At 51.4% G+C, this 17,006-nt stretch carries 16 protein-coding genes and 1 pseudogene; 12 read left to right on the plus strand and 5 right to left on the minus strand.

Annotated features, from left to right (window positions below):
* The 4 genes and pseudogenes from ABWO75_RS10660 to ABWO75_RS10675 all read left to right on the plus strand — a co-directional run.
* Positions 1 to 461, plus strand: a pseudogene (locus tag ABWO75_RS10660) (UbiA-like protein EboC); the annotation flags it as partial.
* A gap of 43 nt (positions 462 to 504) precedes the next feature.
* Positions 505 to 1,668 (plus strand): 3-dehydroquinate synthase, encoded by a 1,164-nt coding sequence (locus tag ABWO75_RS10665; RefSeq protein WP_353185353.1) that lies wholly within the window; start codon positions 505 to 507, stop codon positions 1,666 to 1,668.
* A 4-nt stretch (positions 1,669 to 1,672) separates the two neighbouring features.
* Entirely contained in the window at positions 1,673 to 2,890 is a 1,218-nt protein-coding gene (gene eboE, locus ABWO75_RS10670; protein WP_353185355.1) for a metabolite traffic protein EboE, read from the plus strand.
* A 3-nt stretch (positions 2,891 to 2,893) separates the two neighbouring features.
* On the plus strand, positions 2,894 to 4,246 hold the full coding sequence (locus ABWO75_RS10675; RefSeq protein ID WP_353185357.1) for an alkaline phosphatase family protein: 1,353 nt from the start codon (positions 2,894 to 2,896) through the stop codon (positions 4,244 to 4,246).
* Here the strand turns inward: ABWO75_RS10675 and panC are convergent.
* The gene (gene panC / locus ABWO75_RS10680) at positions 4,243 to 5,085 is read right to left on the minus strand and encodes a pantoate--beta-alanine ligase (protein ID WP_353185359.1); all 843 of its coding nucleotides are present in this window, start codon (positions 5,083 to 5,085) and stop codon (positions 4,243 to 4,245) included. The genes ABWO75_RS10675 and panC overlap by 4 nt on opposite strands.
* A 146-nt stretch (positions 5,086 to 5,231) precedes the next feature.
* Between panC and ABWO75_RS10685 the strand changes: the two genes are divergently transcribed.
* The 3 genes from ABWO75_RS10685 (at position 5,232) to glmS (ending at position 9,591) form a co-directional block, all read left to right on the plus strand.
* Positions 5,232 to 6,062 (plus strand): glycogen/starch synthase, encoded by an 831-nt coding sequence (locus ABWO75_RS10685; protein WP_257658061.1) that lies wholly within the window; start codon positions 5,232 to 5,234, stop codon positions 6,060 to 6,062.
* Positions 6,063 to 6,208: 146 nt separating this feature from the next.
* Positions 6,209 to 7,612 (plus strand): DUF4270 domain-containing protein, encoded by a 1,404-nt coding sequence (locus ABWO75_RS10690; RefSeq protein ID WP_353185362.1) that lies wholly within the window; start codon positions 6,209 to 6,211, stop codon positions 7,610 to 7,612.
* 140 nt (positions 7,613 to 7,752) lie between these two features.
* Positions 7,753 to 9,591 (plus strand): glutamine--fructose-6-phosphate transaminase (isomerizing), encoded by a 1,839-nt coding sequence (glmS, locus tag ABWO75_RS10695; RefSeq protein ID WP_353185364.1) that lies wholly within the window; start codon positions 7,753 to 7,755, stop codon positions 9,589 to 9,591.
* 190 nt (positions 9,592 to 9,781) lie between these two features.
* Here glmS and ABWO75_RS10700 read toward each other — a convergent pair whose 3' ends face one another.
* Complete coding sequence (locus ABWO75_RS10700; RefSeq protein ID WP_353185366.1) at positions 9,782 to 11,335, minus strand: SUMF1/EgtB/PvdO family nonheme iron enzyme; 1,554 nt, start codon at positions 11,333 to 11,335, stop codon at positions 9,782 to 9,784.
* 172 nt (positions 11,336 to 11,507) lie between these two features.
* Here ABWO75_RS10700 and ispF point away from each other — a divergent pair, with 172 nt between their 5' ends.
* On the plus strand, positions 11,508 to 11,990 hold the full coding sequence (ispF, locus tag ABWO75_RS10705; protein ID WP_353185368.1) for a 2-C-methyl-D-erythritol 2,4-cyclodiphosphate synthase: 483 nt from the start codon (positions 11,508 to 11,510) through the stop codon (positions 11,988 to 11,990).
* 43 nt (positions 11,991 to 12,033) lie between these two features.
* Here the strand turns inward: ispF and ABWO75_RS10710 are convergent, their stop codons facing one another.
* Both ABWO75_RS10710 and ABWO75_RS10715 read right to left on the minus strand, forming a co-directional pair.
* Positions 12,034 to 13,188 carry a porin family protein gene (locus tag ABWO75_RS10710; RefSeq protein ID WP_353185370.1) on the minus strand — a complete coding sequence of 385 codons (1,155 nt, stop codon included), beginning with the start codon at positions 13,186 to 13,188 and terminating at the stop codon, positions 12,034 to 12,036.
* A complete protein-coding gene (locus tag ABWO75_RS10715) occupies positions 13,188 to 13,790 on the minus strand; it encodes an RNA polymerase sigma factor (RefSeq protein ID WP_353185372.1) in 603 nt (200 codons plus the stop codon). The genes ABWO75_RS10710 and ABWO75_RS10715 overlap by 1 nt, the downstream gene beginning before the upstream one ends.
* A 219-nt stretch (positions 13,791 to 14,009) precedes the next feature.
* Between ABWO75_RS10715 and ABWO75_RS10720 the strand changes: the two genes are divergently transcribed.
* The 4 genes from ABWO75_RS10720 (at position 14,010) to ABWO75_RS10735 (ending at position 16,805) form a co-directional block, all read left to right on the plus strand.
* Positions 14,010 to 14,855 carry a hypothetical protein gene (locus ABWO75_RS10720; RefSeq protein ID WP_353185374.1) on the plus strand — a complete coding sequence of 282 codons (846 nt, stop codon included), beginning with the start codon at positions 14,010 to 14,012 and terminating at the stop codon, positions 14,853 to 14,855.
* A gap of 69 nt (positions 14,856 to 14,924) precedes the next feature.
* Positions 14,925 to 15,287: a hypothetical protein gene (locus tag ABWO75_RS10725; RefSeq protein ID WP_353185376.1), complete on the plus strand. Its 363-nt coding sequence runs from the start codon at positions 14,925 to 14,927 to the stop codon at positions 15,285 to 15,287.
* The gene (locus ABWO75_RS10730; RefSeq protein ID WP_353185378.1) at positions 15,284 to 15,826 is read left to right on the plus strand and encodes a YceI family protein; all 543 of its coding nucleotides are present in this window, start codon (positions 15,284 to 15,286) and stop codon (positions 15,824 to 15,826) included. The genes ABWO75_RS10725 and ABWO75_RS10730 overlap by 4 nt, the downstream gene beginning before the upstream one ends.
* Before the next feature lie 10 nt (positions 15,827 to 15,836).
* Positions 15,837 to 16,805: a DUF5777 family beta-barrel protein gene (locus ABWO75_RS10735; protein ID WP_353185380.1), complete on the plus strand. Its 969-nt coding sequence runs from the start codon at positions 15,837 to 15,839 to the stop codon at positions 16,803 to 16,805.
* A 7-nt stretch (positions 16,806 to 16,812) separates the two neighbouring features.
* Here ABWO75_RS10735 and ABWO75_RS10740 read toward each other — a convergent pair.
* Positions 16,813 to 17,006, minus strand: a 194-nt coding sequence (locus ABWO75_RS10740; protein ID WP_353185382.1) for an AtpZ/AtpI family protein, incomplete at its 5' end; no start/stop codon positions are given.

A 17,006-nucleotide genomic window follows, 5' to 3' on the forward strand; every position in this document is an offset into this window, starting at 1 on the left:
TGTGCCGGGGGTTGAACCTGCTGCTTGGCATGAGCCTGCTTGCGGGCGTACTCCCAGCTGTTTGGTGGCTGGCGGTTATTCCGGTAATTTACATTGCGGCCATTACAGTCGTTAGCCGCGGGGAGGTTCACGGGGGGCAGCGGACACCGCTGCTTTTTGCCGCGCTGCTGTATGCAACGGTCATCGGATTGATTATTTATTTCGGCCTCTGGAAGGGCGCGGCGTGGTTTGGCTGGCTTATCCTGCTGGTATTTGCTTTTACAATTTATGCGCCATTGGCTAAGGCTATCCGGACAAAAGCCCCGCTGGATATCCGTAAATCCGTAAAATACGGCGTGCTCGCTTTGATTTTTATGAACGCCGTCTGGGTGGCAGCGGCGGGTATGTGGGGCTTGACCGTCGTTGTATTGTCACTTTTTCCTATATCCATTTGGTTGTCAAAAATGTTTTCGGTTACTTAACGCGTTTTTCAAGTTTGGAAGCAATACGTGTTTATTCAGGAGTATGATTAAAGAAGTTATTCAGCAGTCGTTTCAGGTCAGCTATCAGTATCAGGTACATTTTACCCGGGATTTATTTGCGGCGACCAATCCCTTATTCAGGCAATTTCTCGCGGCGCATCCCGGGGCTCCGGCTGCCCGGGCTTTGGTAGTGGTAGACGAAGGTGTCATGCGGCATCATGCCCGCCTGCAAACGCAAATCCAGGCCTATTTTGAAACGGTGCCCGACGTTTCGCTCGTAAGTGGACCGATGGTGGTAAGCGGGGGAGAAGAGGCCAAGAATAACCAGGACGTGGTCGACCGGATTATCGCGGCAGTCGATCGGTACGGTATCGACCGGCATTCTTACGTAATTGCCATCGGCGGCGGTGCCGTATTGGACGCCGTGGGCTATGCGTCGGCTATCGCGCATCGGGGTATCCGGCACATCCGGATTCCGACGACCGTATTGTCGCAGAATGACTCAGGAATCGGAGTGAAAAACGGGGTGAATTACCGCGGCAAAAAGAACTTCATCGGCACCTTTTGTCCACCTTTCGCCGTATTTAACGATTTTTCATTTTTACATACGCTCCCGCACCGCGCCTGGCTTTCGGGGATATCCGAAGCAATAAAAGTGGCCCTGATCAAGGACGCGGATTTCTTTGAATGGATTGTGCAGCATACCGCGGCGCTTCGCGAGCGCAATGCGGAAGCCATGGAATACCTGATCTACCGGTGTGCGGAACTGCACCTACAGCATATTGCGGGAGCTGACCCGTTTGAATTCGGCTCATCAAGACCGCTGGATTTCGGCCATTGGAGTGCCCACAAACTGGAGCAGCTTTCGGCCTTTGCAGTGATGCACGGTGAAGCGGTTGCCATCGGCATTGCGCTGGATGCCAGCTATTCGTATCTGGCGGGTTACCTGCCGCAGTCGGATGCCCAACGGATTATCCAGTTATTGCAGGACCTGGGGCTGCCGGTGTTCCATCCGCTGATTGATGCGACGGGTGGAGCGCATCCATTGCTGGTCGGACTGGACGAATTCCGGGAGCACCTTGGCGGACGGTTGACGATTATGCTGTTGCAGGGCATTGGCAGGGGCATGGAGGTGAACGACATGGATACGGAACGGGTTATTGCCGCAGCAGCCATGCTTCACAACGATTTTGCCATTCAATTATAACATTATGCAGACACCCTATGGGCAACTTACCTATTGCACCAATATTCATGGAGGGGAGACCTGGCGGGATCATTTCGCAGCACTAAAAACACATTTTCCGGTGATCCGCGCCCAGGTGGCTCCCGATCAGTCGATGGGGATCGGTTTACGGCTGTCGGACCGGGCCAGCAGGGAGCTGAGCGATCCGGAGGCGCTGGCCGAATTTACCGCATGGCTGACCGAGCAGGGGGGATATGTATTTACGATGAATGGATTCCCATTTGGCGCTTTTCATGACGACGTGGTAAAGGCGAATGTACATGCACCCGACTGGACAACAGACGAGCGTGTTGCTTATACGCTGCGGCTGGCGGATCTGCTTGCCGGATTACTCCCGGAGGGCATGGATGGCGGCATCTCGACATCGCCGCTGGCGTACCGCCATTGGCATAACGCCACGTCCGACGATTGGAATGCGATGCGGAAACGGGCTACGGGGCATATTGCTGACGTGGCCGGACGGCTTGTCGAAATTGAACAGGAGCAGGGAAAGATTTTACACCTGGACATTGAACCGGAACCGGACGGAGTGCTTGAAAGCGGACCCGAATTTATCGATTGGTTTGTAGGGGAACTGGTGCCGGAAGGAATTTCGGCGCTGGCCAGCCGTTTCGGCTTTACACCCACGGCGGCCGAAGCGGCAGTGAAAAAACACATCCGGCTCTGTTATGACGTGTGTCATTTTGCCCTGGGATATGAAGTGCATGCGGAGGTTATTGAATCGCTGGCCCGACACGGTATACAAATCGGTAAATTCCAGCTCAGTGCTGCGGTCGGTGCGCACTTACCGGCCGACCGAAAGGAGCGTCGGGCCATCGGCGAAGCATTTATGGCCTTTGATGAACCGACTTACCTGCATCAGGTACTTGCCAGGTACCGGGATGGTTCAGTATTTCGCTTCAGGGACCTGCCGGAAGCACGGGAAAGGCTCTACGATGCGGAGGCGGCTGAGTGGAGGGCACACTTCCATGTGCCGGTATTTTTTGAAGACCTGGGACTGTTAACGTCGACGCAAGCCGATATTGCCCAGGTGCTGCAACTGCAACGGAATCAATTACTGACGGGCCACCTGGAAGTGGAAACCTATACATGGCAGGTACTCCCCCCGCACCTGCAACTGCCTATTGCCGGATCCATTTCGCGCGAACTTAACTGGGTGCTCGATAAACTGAAAAATGGTTAACTCATGAGAAAAACGGCTGTTTTGGATATTGTGGGACTATCTTCGGCGCTGATCGGGGATAAAACACCTTTTTTGAAATCGTACCTGGAACGGGCCCACCTGAGCCGGATTAACCCTCACTTGCCGGCGGTGACCACTGCTATGCAGTCGACTTACTTAACCGGGCTTTGGCCCACGGACCACGGGATTGTGGGAAATGGATGGTACGATCGGACAGACAGCGAAATTAAATTCTGGAAACAGTCGAATAAGCTGGTCCGGGGCGAATCGGTCTGGGACACTGCCAGGCAGCGGAATGCCGACTTTACCTGTGCCCAGTTGTTTTGGTGGTATAACATGTACGCTGGCGCCGACTATTCGGTGACTCCCCGTCCCAATTACCTGGCCGACGGGCGGAAAATGCCGGACTGCTATTCCCATCCGGCCGGACTGCGGGATGAATTGCAGAAGAAATTCGGACAATTTCCGCTATTCAGCTTCTGGGGACCGGGAGCGGATATCACGTCATCTGAATGGATTGCGGAAGCATCGATGTATGTCGAGGAAAAATATAGCCCGACACTGAGCCTGGTATACCTGCCTCACCTGGATTACTGCCAGCAGAAATATGGTCCCGATACCGGCCTGATTGGCAAGGAATTACTGGAAATTGACGCCTTGGTGCAGCGGTTGGTTACCTTTTATGAGAAGCGCGGGGCGCGGGTAATCCTTTTATCCGAATACGGTATCGTGCCGGTCTCCCGACCGGTTCACATTAACCGGATATTGCGGGAAGCAGGGCTTCTGGGTATCCGTGTGGAGCGTGGACTGGAACTGCTGGATGCCGGGGCCTCCCGGGCGTTCGCGGTGGCCGACCACCAGGTAGCCCATGTTTACGTGGCGGATGAAACGACCAAAAAACAGGTGGCGGAACTGCTGGAAAATGTACCGGGAATTGCACAGGTGCTGGATGATGCCGGTAAGCAGGCACATCACATCGCCCACGAGCGGGCCGGCGATTTGGTGGCGGTGGCGGAGCCAGACAGCTGGTTTACCTATTATTTCTGGCTGGATGACCGGAAGGCACCTGACTATGCACGTGTGGTGGACATCCATAAGAAACCGGGCTATGATCCGGTGGAGATGTTCATGACATCGAAACTCCGCGCCGGTTATAAGCTGCTACGGAAGAAACTCGGCTTCCGGTACGTGATGGACGTTATTCCGTTGGATGCCAAGCTGGTAAAAGGCTCCCACGGCGCAATTGCCGTTCCGCCCGAATACTTTCCGGTGCTGATCACGCCGGAAAGGCAGGGCACGGACCTGATAACCCCCATTGCGGTGAAAGACCTGATTCTGGACAGTATTTTCGGTTAGTTCAACAGCATATTGTCGATCAGCCGGACGCCATCCACCCACGCGGCGACCAGTGCTACGGACGACCGGGTCTCCGTAAATTCATCGATGGATTCGAGTGTCTGTGCATCGCATAGGGCCACGTACTCCACCTGGACACCGGGACTGCTTTCCAGGAACCGGATGGCTTCCTCACGAAGTGTTCCCGGTGTTTTTCCTGCCACATCCGTTTTTATCCGCAGCAATGCGTGGTACAGGGCCAACGCCTGCTGTCGTCCGGTTGCCGATAGACGCACGTTACGTGAACTCATGGCGAGTCCGTCCGACTCCCTGACTGTTGGGACCATAGCTAGCTTGACCGGCAGCTGAAACTGGGCAACCAGTCTTTCGACAACCTTGAATTGCTGGAAATCTTTTTGTCCGAAACAGGCAATATCCGGCTGTACGATATCAAAAAGTTTTTTGACGACCTGGGTAACGCCCTGGAAATGGCCCGGACGGTGACTGGCTTCCAGGATTTCATCCAACCGGCCGAGATCCATATGCCAGTGCTCGTCAGGTCCGTACATTTCACTGACCTCCGGCTGGAACAGCACGTGGCAGCCGGCTTCCTGAAGCAGCCGGATATCGGTTTCGATCGGGCGTGGATATTTTTTCAGGTCTTCGGGGTCGTTAAACTGTGTGGGATTTACGAATATGCTGCATACGACGACATCGGCCAACGTACGGGCGTGATGGATGAGCGTAATGTGCCCCTGGTGAAGCGCGCCCATGGTAGGAACAAAGGCCACACGCAGCCGGTCTTTCCGGACCTGTTGCAGGTGGTGGCGCAGTGTTTTCCGGGTGTTGAATCGTTTCAAACGCGTAATTTTTTATCCCGCAAAAATGGTTATTTTTTGCCGCATCTCCCGAGGGTAACCGCTAACTTATTGTTATATTGACAAAAAATGATTACCTTTGCGAATCAATTTTACTTTTCTAATAAAAAAACAAAAATATTTTGGAGATGGCAAAAACGAAGATTTTGTTTGTTACCCACGAGATGTCGCCTTTCCTCGAACTAAGTAAAATTTCTGAAATTACCCGTCAATTGCCGCAGGCCATGCAGGAAAAAGGATATGAAATCCGCATCCTGATGCCGCGCTTCGGCAATATCAATGAGCGCCGGAACCGCTTGCACGAGGTGATCAGGCTTTCAGGGATGAATATTGTTGTCGACAACAATGACAATCCATTGATTATCAAAGTAGCCTCGATACCTGCTGCGCGCATGCAGGTTTATTTTCTGGACAACGAGGAGTATTTCCAACGCAAGCATGTGTTTTGTGATGAGTGTGGCGAGTTTTTTGAAGACAATAATGAACGTACGGTGTTCTTCTGCAAAGGAGCGCTGGAAACCGTTAAAAAATTGGGATGGGCACCGGATGTGATCCATTGCCATGGATGGATGAGCGCGCTGGTACCCGCTTACGTAAAAACGGCTTACAAGGACGACCCGACGTTTAAAGACGCCCGCGTTGTCTATTCTTTATACAAAGAAGAATTCAATAGCTCATTGGGCGAAAATTTCCCCGATATTGCCCTTACCGGAAACATGACGGCTGATGATATCGCACCCTACGGCGCAGGTGACTATACGGGGCTGTATCAGGGTGCATTGGCGTATTCCGATGTGGCGGTACTTACCGACAGTGGGCTGGACGAAGAAGTGTTAAATATTGTTAAAAAGAGCGATATCCAGATTTTTGAAATGGAAGACGACAAAGAATTCGAAAATTATTGCAACCTTTACGAACAGTTTTCAAGGGTAGACCTTGAAACAGCTGTAGAGGCTTAATTTTGTATAATTTCTTTGTGGATGAAACACACCTGGCTGCAATCCGACTGCGTGACATGGGTGTTCCATCAGACCATTAAATAATAATGATTCGGATGAAATATCTTAATAGAGACTTATTGACATTGTTAATAAGTCTTTTTGTTTTGGGAAGCTGTGAAAACCCCTCAAGTATCGGTTTGGATGTACAACCCGGTGATGAAATCGTTGGCGTGCTGACTGATACGCTTACTCTGCATGCCGTCACGCTTAAGGATGACAGTGCGCGGTCAAATTCATTCAATCAGACAACCTTTGGATTGCTGAACGACCCGGTTATTGGCAAAACCACGGCCGATTTGGCCCTCGCAATCGGCAAACCGGCTAGCGTACCCCGCATCCGCGAAGATGCCGAAATTGATTCCGTTATTCTCGTGCTGCCGTACGGGAACGAATATTTTGGTGATTCTACCGGCTCGTCGTTTACGTTACAGGTACGCCAGTTAGCGGAAGCATATGCCGATGGTAATTATTCCGATAAGGAATGGGCGGTAAGCGACGAAGTACTGACGACGAAGCTGGTGAAGCGGTTTGCCTATAAGGATACCGTGCGTGTTTATAAACACATCGACGAGAAAGATTCGTTAGTTAAGGCCGATCCTCAATTACGGATGGCACTGCCCGCAACGTTTTTCAGAAACCTATTCAGCGAATCAATAGATTCTGCATCCATATCCACCGAGAAAGGGTTTAACAACCACGTAAAAGGACTTTACCTCAGTGTAGATGAAGCATCAATGACCGGTACCGGGGGATTGATCACGTTCCGGGGTGCAACGGATGTAACCGGGATTGAGCTTGTATACCGGCAGCCGAACGGAAAGGACGGCGACGACGCGGCAATCGATACCTTCCGCACGTTTCTGCCAACGACCGTATCCGCATCAAACAGTTTTGCGGCACGGATCTCTTCTTCAATCAGACATGAGTACACGGCCGAGGTTGCTGCACAGCTGGCTGATCCGGCCGGCAATTTCGAGACGTTATACCTACAGGCACCGGCAGGACTCCGGGCTAAGCTGAGTCTACCGCATATTGACTCCCTCAAAGGGCTCGACATCGCGATCAATAAAGCTGAACTGGTTATTTATGTGGATCAAGGGTCGACGGGGGATGATTTCGGTTATTATGCGCCCCGGCTTACGCTATACCGCGAGGATATTGCCAACCAGCGGCAGCCGGTACCGGATGGCGACAGCCGGAGCGACGGCCAGCGGTTTTCGGGTGATGCGCGCAGCCTTTGGTATCGTTCCAACGGTTATTGGCAGGCTTTCGGCGGAGCCTACGATAAAGATCAGCAGCGTTATATCTTCCACATCACTTCGTTCGTACAGGATCTACTGCGCGACCGGATAAAGAATAATGAATTTTTCATTGCTCCGGTATCGGAGGGAGACCGGAATGTGCCGTATCAATCGGTGCTGAATACCGGCAGCCGGGCGGTCATCGGCGGTGGAAATCACCCGGAATATAAGATGAAACTGAATATCTATTACACGAAATCCAATTGAGCGGTATTGATCGCCAAAAAGAACAAAGGGGACATCCGATGGACAGTCCCTTTTTCTTTTTTATAATTCCTGGGCTGTTTGGCAGCATAATTGCGCATGAACCGAAAAGCTTAAATTGTCGATAAATTCAATATAAAACTATGTGTGGAATTGTAGGTTACATTGGCCAGCGTGAAGCATGGCAAATTATTGTAAAAGGACTCAAACGGTTGGAATACCGGGGTTATGACAGTGCAGGGGTTGCCCTGGTGGATCAACAACACATTAACCATTACAAGAAGACGGGCAAGGTAAGTGATCTGGAAGCTGCTGCAGCGGGTGCAAACCTGCAGGGCAGGACCGGTATTGGCCATACCCGTTGGGCTACACACGGTGAGCCGTCTGACCGGAATGCGCACCCGCATCTTTCCGAAGACGGCCGGTTGGCCATTGTACACAATGGGATTATTGAGAATTACGGCCCGCTGAAGGAAGAATTATCCAGCCGGGGGCATGTGTTTCAGAGTGACACGGATACAGAAGTGCTGATCCACCTGATTGCCGACATTCTGGCGGAAGAAAATACAGACCTGCTGGAGGCGGTACGGATCGCGCTGACGCAGGTCATCGGCGCTTACGCCATTCTGGTTACCGACCGGGAACACCCGGAGCAGCTGATTGCTGCGCGCAAGGGAAGTCCCATGGTCATCGGAGTGGGCAACGGCGAATATTTCATTGCTTCCGACGCGTCACCGATCATTGAGTATACGCGCAATGTAATTTACCTCAAAGACCGGGAAATTGCCTTTATCAACGGAGGGGAACTGCTGATCAAGACCATAGATAATGAAGTACAGACCCCATACATCCAGAAACTTGAAATGCAGCTGGAGATGCTGGAAAAGGCGGGATATGACCACTTCATGCTGAAGGAGATCCATGAGCAGCCCCGGTCCATCCGCGATTGTATGCGGGGACGGATATATCCCCAGGAAGGGAAGGTACAGCTGGGCGGTATTAAAGAATATGCAGATAAACTGCGCAATGCCGACCGCATTATCATTGTGGCCTGCGGAACTTCCTGGCACGCTGGCCTGGTTGGGGAATACCTCATTGAAGAGTTTGCCCGGATACCGGTAGGTGTTGAATATGCGTCTGAATTTCGCTACCGGAACCCGATTATCACCGAGCGGGATATCGTCATCGCGATTTCGCAATCCGGGGAAACGGCGGATACCATGGCGGCAATTGAATTGGCTAAAGAGCGGGGCGCCACCATATTGGGGATCTGCAACGTCGTGGGGTCTTCTATTCCGCGGCTGACCCACGGTGGTGTGTATACCCATGCCGGTCCGGAGATCGGTGTCGCATCCACAAAGGCATTTACGGCACAGGTTACCGTGCTTACACTAATCGCCATGTATGCGGCGCAGCTGCGTGGAGCACTCGCACAGAGTAAATTGGTGGAGCTGCTTACTTCGTTGGAAGACATTCCCACACTGGTTGAAAAAACATTGGCGTGTGACCAGGCAACCCAGTATATTGCCGCTGAAATCAAGGATGCCACCAATGCGATTTTCCTGGGACGCGGAGTCGGTTTCCCCGTGGCGCTGGAAGGGGCATTGAAACTGAAAGAGATTTCATATATCCATGCCGAAGGATATCCGGCCGCGGAGATGAAACACGGCCCCATTGCCCTGATCGACGAGGAAATGCCCGTGGTTGTTATCGCAACCCAGAATTCTTCTTACGAAAAAGTGATCAGCAACATACAGGAAGTGAAAGCCCGTAAAGGACGTGTGATAGCCATTGTAACTGAGGGCGATACCGCGGTAAGGGCTTTGGCGGACTATGTGATCGAGATCCCGGATGCAGATGAGGCATTTCTACCCTTGCTGGCTACCATTCCGCTGCAGTTGCTATCCTATCATACCGCACTGTTGCGGGGATGTAATGTAGACCAGCCCAGGAACCTCGCAAAGTCCGTGACGGTGGAGTAACCGTCGCGGCGTTAAGCGTTATCAGGCCGCTGACTTAACTGAAAATAAATGAAATGACCTGCACACGGTATAGCTTTGGCTTCACCACGTGCAGGTCTTTTTATTGAGAGTCTTCTTCCGCTATTATGGATAGCAGCTCCGCGCTTCCGGTCTTACGTGCATTTTTTTTAGGTAGCCGGTCTGGTGCTAATTAAAATAACCCAAGGAATTTCCTGTTGCCCTGGCCGGCTGAACGGTTGGCGGGAAAAGTGGGTTTACTTCTGGTGTTTATTTCCGGAGAGCCAACCAGGGTCATGGCACAGCGAAAGCCCGTCATGGCATTCGACTGATCCTGCTGCATAAAGCGACGGGTTGCCGGGTTAAGCCAATAGGCGCGGTCGTTCCACGAGCCGCCCTTATAAACCCGTGCCTTGTCGTTGATCAGCGTGGTCACACCATACAGTTCCGAGTTGGTTTCATCGGCAAAGCCGCGGACATCGTAGTCGAAGCTATTCTGTGTCGAATCGCCTGATGCGGCCTGCAGTTCTTCCCAGGTTTGTTTACGTGGCGCCTTTGCGGGTACCTTTATCGGGCGGCCATATCTATCTTTTGCAATAATGCCTTTTTCTGCATCTTCGTACGCTTTGTCCATGTACACGTTGCCCCGGAATGGGTTAAAATCCTGGAAATCCTCAAAAGACAATTGGCGGTAAACATCCGCCACCCATTCGTTGACATTACCTGCCATATTATACAGGCCATAATCGTTAGGTAAGTAGCTGGTTACCGATACGGTGATGTCGCCACCGTCGTTGAGGTAACCTGCAACACCCATATTATCGCCTCCCGTAGGTTTGAAATTGGCCATGATGAGCCCCTGGGTACGACGTTTAGCGGAGCGTACTCCCAATCCGTTCCACGGATAAACCTTTCCGCTTTCGATATTTCCATATTCGGTATTTCCTACCAGGCCGAGCGCCGCGTATTCCCATTCGGCTTCCGTAGGCAGGCGGTAAGGCTGTTTCAATATCCCGTCTTCCATACGTACGGGCCTGCGCGCGCCATCTTCAGCTCCCGGCCGGTTGTCCTGGGGCATCCGCTCGCCATCGATCCCCTCGCCGCGGTATTGGCCGTTAAGGTAAATGTCGGTGTTGAACGGCTCGCCGGGACGCGACTGGGACTCGGATAAGGTACGATAGTCAACTAACGCTCCCCGCTCGCGCAGGATGTGTTCGTTGACCCGGTCGGTCCGCCAGGCACTGTATGCGTTTGCCTGCTCCCAGGTAACGCCTACTACGGGATAATCCTGATAGGCAGGGTGCCGCAGATAGAGGTCGACGTACGGTTCATTGTAAGAAAGCGGATGGCGCCATACCAGCGTGTCCGGAAGGGCATTGTAATAAAGTTCGTTGTCGTCCGGGAAATTCTGGTTAAGCCAATGCAGGTATTCCAGCCAGTCGGCATTGGAAACCTCTGTTTCATCCATGTAAAAGGACGCCACCGTGACCCGACGTTTCAGGTTGTCGTGCGCGTAGGTAATGTCTTCATTCAGGCTACCTCCCATGACAAAAGTGCCCCCTTCAATCACGATTAAGCCGGGTCCGGGACCTTCTTTTACTTTTCTGTTAATCTGCAGCCCTCCGTTATACGGATCGTTATAAGGAACGCCGGTTTTTGATGATACCCCGTTCCGGTTACAGGAAACAAGCACCAGGCCACTCAGGAACAGTAGAAAAAAAGGAAAATGAAATGTCGTTATCTTCATCGTAATGGTTAGTAACTGTTACGGTATCTAACTTCCAAAATTAAAAAAATATTAGACATAATCGCAAACCTATCGGCAAAGTTTAAGCGAATGAGCGGGACCGCTTCCTGCGGGCTTGATTTGAGATTGTATAATCATTTGGCTAAGTTTGGCGCATTAAGCGATTTGCATCATGACAAAAATTAAAGTAGGATTCGGTTTTGACGTGCATCAGCTCCGGGAAGGACAGCCTTTTATGCTGGGCGGTGTCCAGGTTCCCCACCATGCCGGCGCGTTCGGGCATTCCGATGCGGATGTTTTGGTGCATGCGATCTGCGATGCTATCCTCGGGGCTGCCAACCTGGAAGATATCGGTTATCATTTCCCCAACACTGACGACCGCTGGAAGGGGATAAGCAGCCTTGTATTGTTATCGGAATGTGTGAAATTGCTGGCAGGAGCTGGATGGAGCCTCGGTAATATCGATGCCATGCTATGTCTGGAAGCACCAAAAATAAAGCCGCATATTCCGGCGATGAAACATCAAATTGCTGCGGCGGCCGGCATTTCGGAGGAAGATGTCTCCATTAAGGCGACAACCAATGAAACGATGGGGTTTATCGGTCGGCAAGAAGGGGTAGTGGCGTATGCTGTATGCCTGATCGAAAAAAATTAACCCTCCGCAGTCCCAAACCAAATTGCAGCGGCGTTGCCGGATGTTATCGGAAGTTTCTTCGGGAAAGATCGATATCTGCTGATATGGCTACACCCGATGAATAGAGTTTGAAGTTGCCATTGCCGATTCCCGTGAGCGGAACCTTAACGAAGGGTTGTACGGTAATGCCCATGGCAGCACCGAGTTGCCGGCGGTAACCGATGGATACATTGCCCACGCCCATGATATGGCGATTTTGGTTACGCAGGGTATATTCCTTCGCCCCGCCATATGTATGTGGCGGATAAGTGTAGTCGTATGTTTCACGTAACATGAAGTAACTGGAGAGGCCGGCCGAGGCGAACCATGAGGAACGGCGGTGATGCGCGAAAGTGAAATTGAGGTTAAGGGGAATGTCCAGCACGGCGCAATCTGCCGCTACCAGGTTGGGGGTGAGCTGTGAATTCGGCCATGGGACGGTAGGCCGGTAATCGCCGAAGTCTGCCCGGTATAATTTCCGTCCGTAAAATACACCGCCGGTTACGCTAAGCTTGGTCGTTAGCCGGTAGGTGGCTGCCAAACCGACCTGACCACCCAATCTTCCGGTGAGGGGCCGTGTTCCCGACAGGTCGGGCGCGGCGGCGATACTTAATGTCCATCCCCTACGGAGCGGAGTCTCCTGCTGCTCAGGTTTCTGATTACCAGTTGTTTCATCCCTACCGGTTTTTGAAGTTGCTGTGGGCATGTGCGACGTATTGCGGGATAGGATGATGCCACTAGCCAGCGGAGTCGGCTGAACACTGGGCACCAATCCCTGTACAGGCACTAGGTTGTCGCCGGATCTCTTTAACGGATTTACAAGGGGACCGGTCTTAATAGTTGAGCGTAGTGAAGCTTCCCCCGTGGGGGGTAACAAAGCCTTTGTTACCGCAGGTGCCCGGCGGGTATTATCAGCAACGGAGTCGCCGGGTTGCGCAGCCAGGATCGGCTCAGTTGGAACCAGGTGTCCGCTGTCGACCGTATGGTGTCCATTGAATAAAAGGATGGCGGCGATAATTGCGGCAGCCGCCACCCCGCCTCCGATCCAAAGCAAACGCGGAAGGGACCTGTGCGCATGTAACTTCGTAGACAGTGCCGTCCATTGACCTTCGTCAAAGGGTATATCAACCTGAGTCAATCCGTCCGAAAAAAACTGGTCTATAGGATGTCTTTCTTCCATTATATATTCTTTTTGCTATCCCTGGCGACTTTGGACAGGTGTTCCGTTATGCTTTCTTTCGTTGTTTCGTTGAGCAGTTCCTGGAGCCTCCTGCGGGCTTTGTGCAAATTTGATTTGGATGTATTCACGGTAATGCCCAGCAATTCTGCAATTTCGTTATGATTATATCCGTCGATTGCATACAGGTTAAACACCGTTTGGTATGCCGGACTAAGTGACCTCACCATTGCTAGCAGGTCGTTATAAGCCAGTTTTCCATATATGCCTGCGTCATCACCGATGTGCTCGTAATCATTCACGTCTTCCTGCTGCGCGAATTTTAGGCTGGCACGGTAGTAATCAATCGCTGTGTTGGTGATAATTTTTCCCATCCACGATTTAAACGGCTTTGATGTATCGTAATCCTTAAGGTGGTTGAAAACCTTTAAGAAACTTTCGTTCAGGATATCGGAAGCTTCGTCCGACTGCCGGGCATAACGCCGGCATATTCCCATAGCATAGCTGTAGAAATGCTTGAACAAGGCATATTGACTGTCTTTATTGTATTTCAGGCAACCGGCAATATGCTTCCGTACAGTTTCGTCCTGATTGATCGTCGGCAAGCTAAATGATCTTTTTAGCAATAATACGTTAGATCCGGGCAAATGGTTGCCTGAGAATAATTATTTTTTTTCTGCGTGCAATCGGAGGCAACCTGCGCGAGGTTTGCTCCGTATTGTCGGTATAAACGCTTCGGAATAAGGGCTTCATGGTGAAGCTGTGGGACAATGGTTGTTATGGCGATAGGGCTTAATCCAGCGGATACAATTAAAGATGAACAAATGAAATGCTATCTCATTCAATCCGTATGGCTGGCGGCCACAGTGGCCTGCCTGCCGGTCCTGTCATGTAAGGACGACGATCAGCCCCAACCGGAATCCAAGGAAATGGGAATCCTGATACAGACAGACGCCACGTTCGGGGCGGTGCTGACGGATAGTGCCGGCATGGCGTTGTATTTTTTCTCGCGCGATGCGGATGGAAATACGGCCTGCGAAGGAAACTGCCGCTCGATGTGGCCGGCGTATTATAGTAGCCACGCCGCCGAAAGCGAGGGGATCGATCCTGAAGATATCGGCACCATTACGTTAGCGGATGGGGCATTGCAGACGACCTACAAAGGGTGGCCATTGTACTTTTATGCCAATGACGATGCACCGGGTGAAATTGAAGGCGATGGGGTAGGTGGTAATTGGTTTGTTGCAAAGCCCGATTACACGGTGATGCTGGTCCAGCATCAATTGATTGGTGGTGACGGAGCCCTGTATACGAGCGACCTGACTCCGGGGGAAGGCCAGACGCGACACTTCGTCGATAGTTATGGGCGAACCCTTTATGGGTTTGTGCAGGATCGTTATAACACCAACAATTTCACAAAACCTGATTTCAGCAACAATAGCGTATGGCCGATTTATGAATCTGCAATCGGATCCTTGCCTTCCGTGGCCAATCCGGCGGATTTCGCGGAAATCACTGTACATGGACGGACACAGCTGACTTATAAGGGATGGCCGCTTTATTATTTTGGACAGGATGCTGCCCGGGGAGAAACTAAGGGCGTGGATTTTCCCCAAGCGGGTATTTGGCCGGTATTGAATCCCGATTCGCCGGAAGCCTTGGCCCCTTAGTATTGCGATAGCGGGCACATCAGGGATTACCGTAGCATTTAATTAATAAGGACACAAACAATTATACCTATGAAACAGCAGTTATGGAAGACATCATGGCTATGGCTGATGATGCTTGGTCTTTTGGGATGCAGTAAGGACAGTGACGGTCCCGCACCCGACCCCCCCGGGGGCGATGGTGTGACAGCGGAAAACGTGACATATGGCAACTTTGTGGGTTCACTACTGCAATCGAAATGCAGCAGCTGTCATACTGGAAATGGGGAAGGCACATCGCTATGGACATTTTCCGGCTACAATTCCGTATCAGCTAATCTGGCACGTATTAATGATGTGGTAGTGGTGCGGCGAATTATGCCCAAAAATGGCAGTCTCACAACTCGCGAACTGGACTTGCTGAAGGCGTGGATTGAAAAGGGAGCACCGCAATGATCCGGTGGCTCATTGTTTTTTTTGTCATCGTGCTATGTGTTGAAGCGGAAGCACAGGCGCTGTTGATTGATCGGGAAAGCCGTGTATCGTTTTTCTCGGAAGCGCCGTTGGAGAATATCTCAGCGGTAACAAAACAAGCCGCTTCGGCACTTGATACGGTAACTTATGAAATCGCATTCCGCGTGCCGATCAGCTCATTTGAATTTCGGAAGCAGCTCATGCGGGAACACTTTAATGAAACCTATTTAGCCAGTGATAAATTTCCGTACGCCAGGTTTGGCGGAAAAATAAGCGGGCATATCGATTGGAACAGCGACGGAACCTATCCGGTAACGGTATCGGGAAATCTCGAAATACATGGGGTCAGAAAATTTTACACCACAGAGGCCGTCGTGACGGTAAAAGGTGCTTTGATAACCGCAGTTGCCCAATTTAAGGTAAAAGTAGCCGATCACGGCATCGAGATTCCCCGGTTAGTCATTAAGAACATCGCAGAAGTGGTAGATGTGGATGTTTCCGCAACCTATCGCATACAGTAATCTATTTTTTATGTATACATCACGAATCATTGCGCGCGGTATTTTTTTGCTAATGATCGCTTTATCGGTGGCCATGCCCCTGACGGCGCAGATCGATCTGGACAACACCCTCGGTAACGACACCAATCGAATGCATGAGCAGGTGGACGCCACGTTCAAGACAACACGGATCATTAACAGTCAGTCTGTCGAGACCATCCACCGGCATGAGCTCGATTTTAAAGTGGATCACCGTTTTGGCGATATTGCCGGGGCCAACGGCGGAGCAACGAATTTTTTTGGCCTCGACAACTCCACCGATATAAAAATCGGATTCGAATACGGCATAACGGATAACCTGAATGTTGGAATCGCGCGTGCAAAAGGTGCTACCCGGGTATCACAGCTTTATGAGGCAAATGTGAAATACCGCCTGCTGCGACAGACCGTTGACGGACGCATGCCCGTTTCCATGACTGTGTACACCAGTCTGACCATACCCGGTGTAAAGGCTGACCAGAACCTTGGCGAAGCCACTTCGTATAACGAGTTTTCAGATCGACTTAATACGGTAGTTCAGTTGATTATCGCCCGGAAATTCGGTTCCCGCCTTTCACTGGCGTTGCATCCCACATACATCCGGAGAAATACCACTGCTGTTTACGACGGAGAAAATAATCTGCTTGCCCTGGGAATAGGGGGAAGGCTGAAGGTAAGCAGGCGTATGGCGTTGGTGATGGACTATTTCCTGCCTTTCCGGTCGGCGGCGAGCAAAGAAAGGTATGCGGATGCCATCACCACGTTATACAATCCTTTGGGTATCGGATTAGAAATTGAAACCGGGGGACATGTATTCAATTTGAATTTTACCAATGCCACGGCAATACAGGAAATGCAATACATTCCCGAGACGACCACATCGTGGCGTAAGGGACAATTCCGATGGGGGTTTACGATTTCGAGACGGTTCTCCCTAGGCCCGGCACAGCGCGGTGGGTAAGCCTATCCTAATTGTTTTTCCGCGTTACCGCGCGGATTACGGTATATATGCTGATGCACACCCCGACCAGTGCGAAGATGGCGGTCCACACATTATTTTCGCTGTCCTTTGCGCTGTCAATACGGTACCCGATATAGGTGAATAATCCAATGATGGCCAACATCTGGAAGCCTACACCGCTAAAATAAGCGTATTTGCGCA

The sequence above is a fragment of the Parapedobacter lycopersici genome (assembly GCF_040395035.1).
Lineage (GTDB): Bacteria > Bacteroidota > Bacteroidia > Sphingobacteriales > Sphingobacteriaceae > Parapedobacter > Parapedobacter lycopersici_A.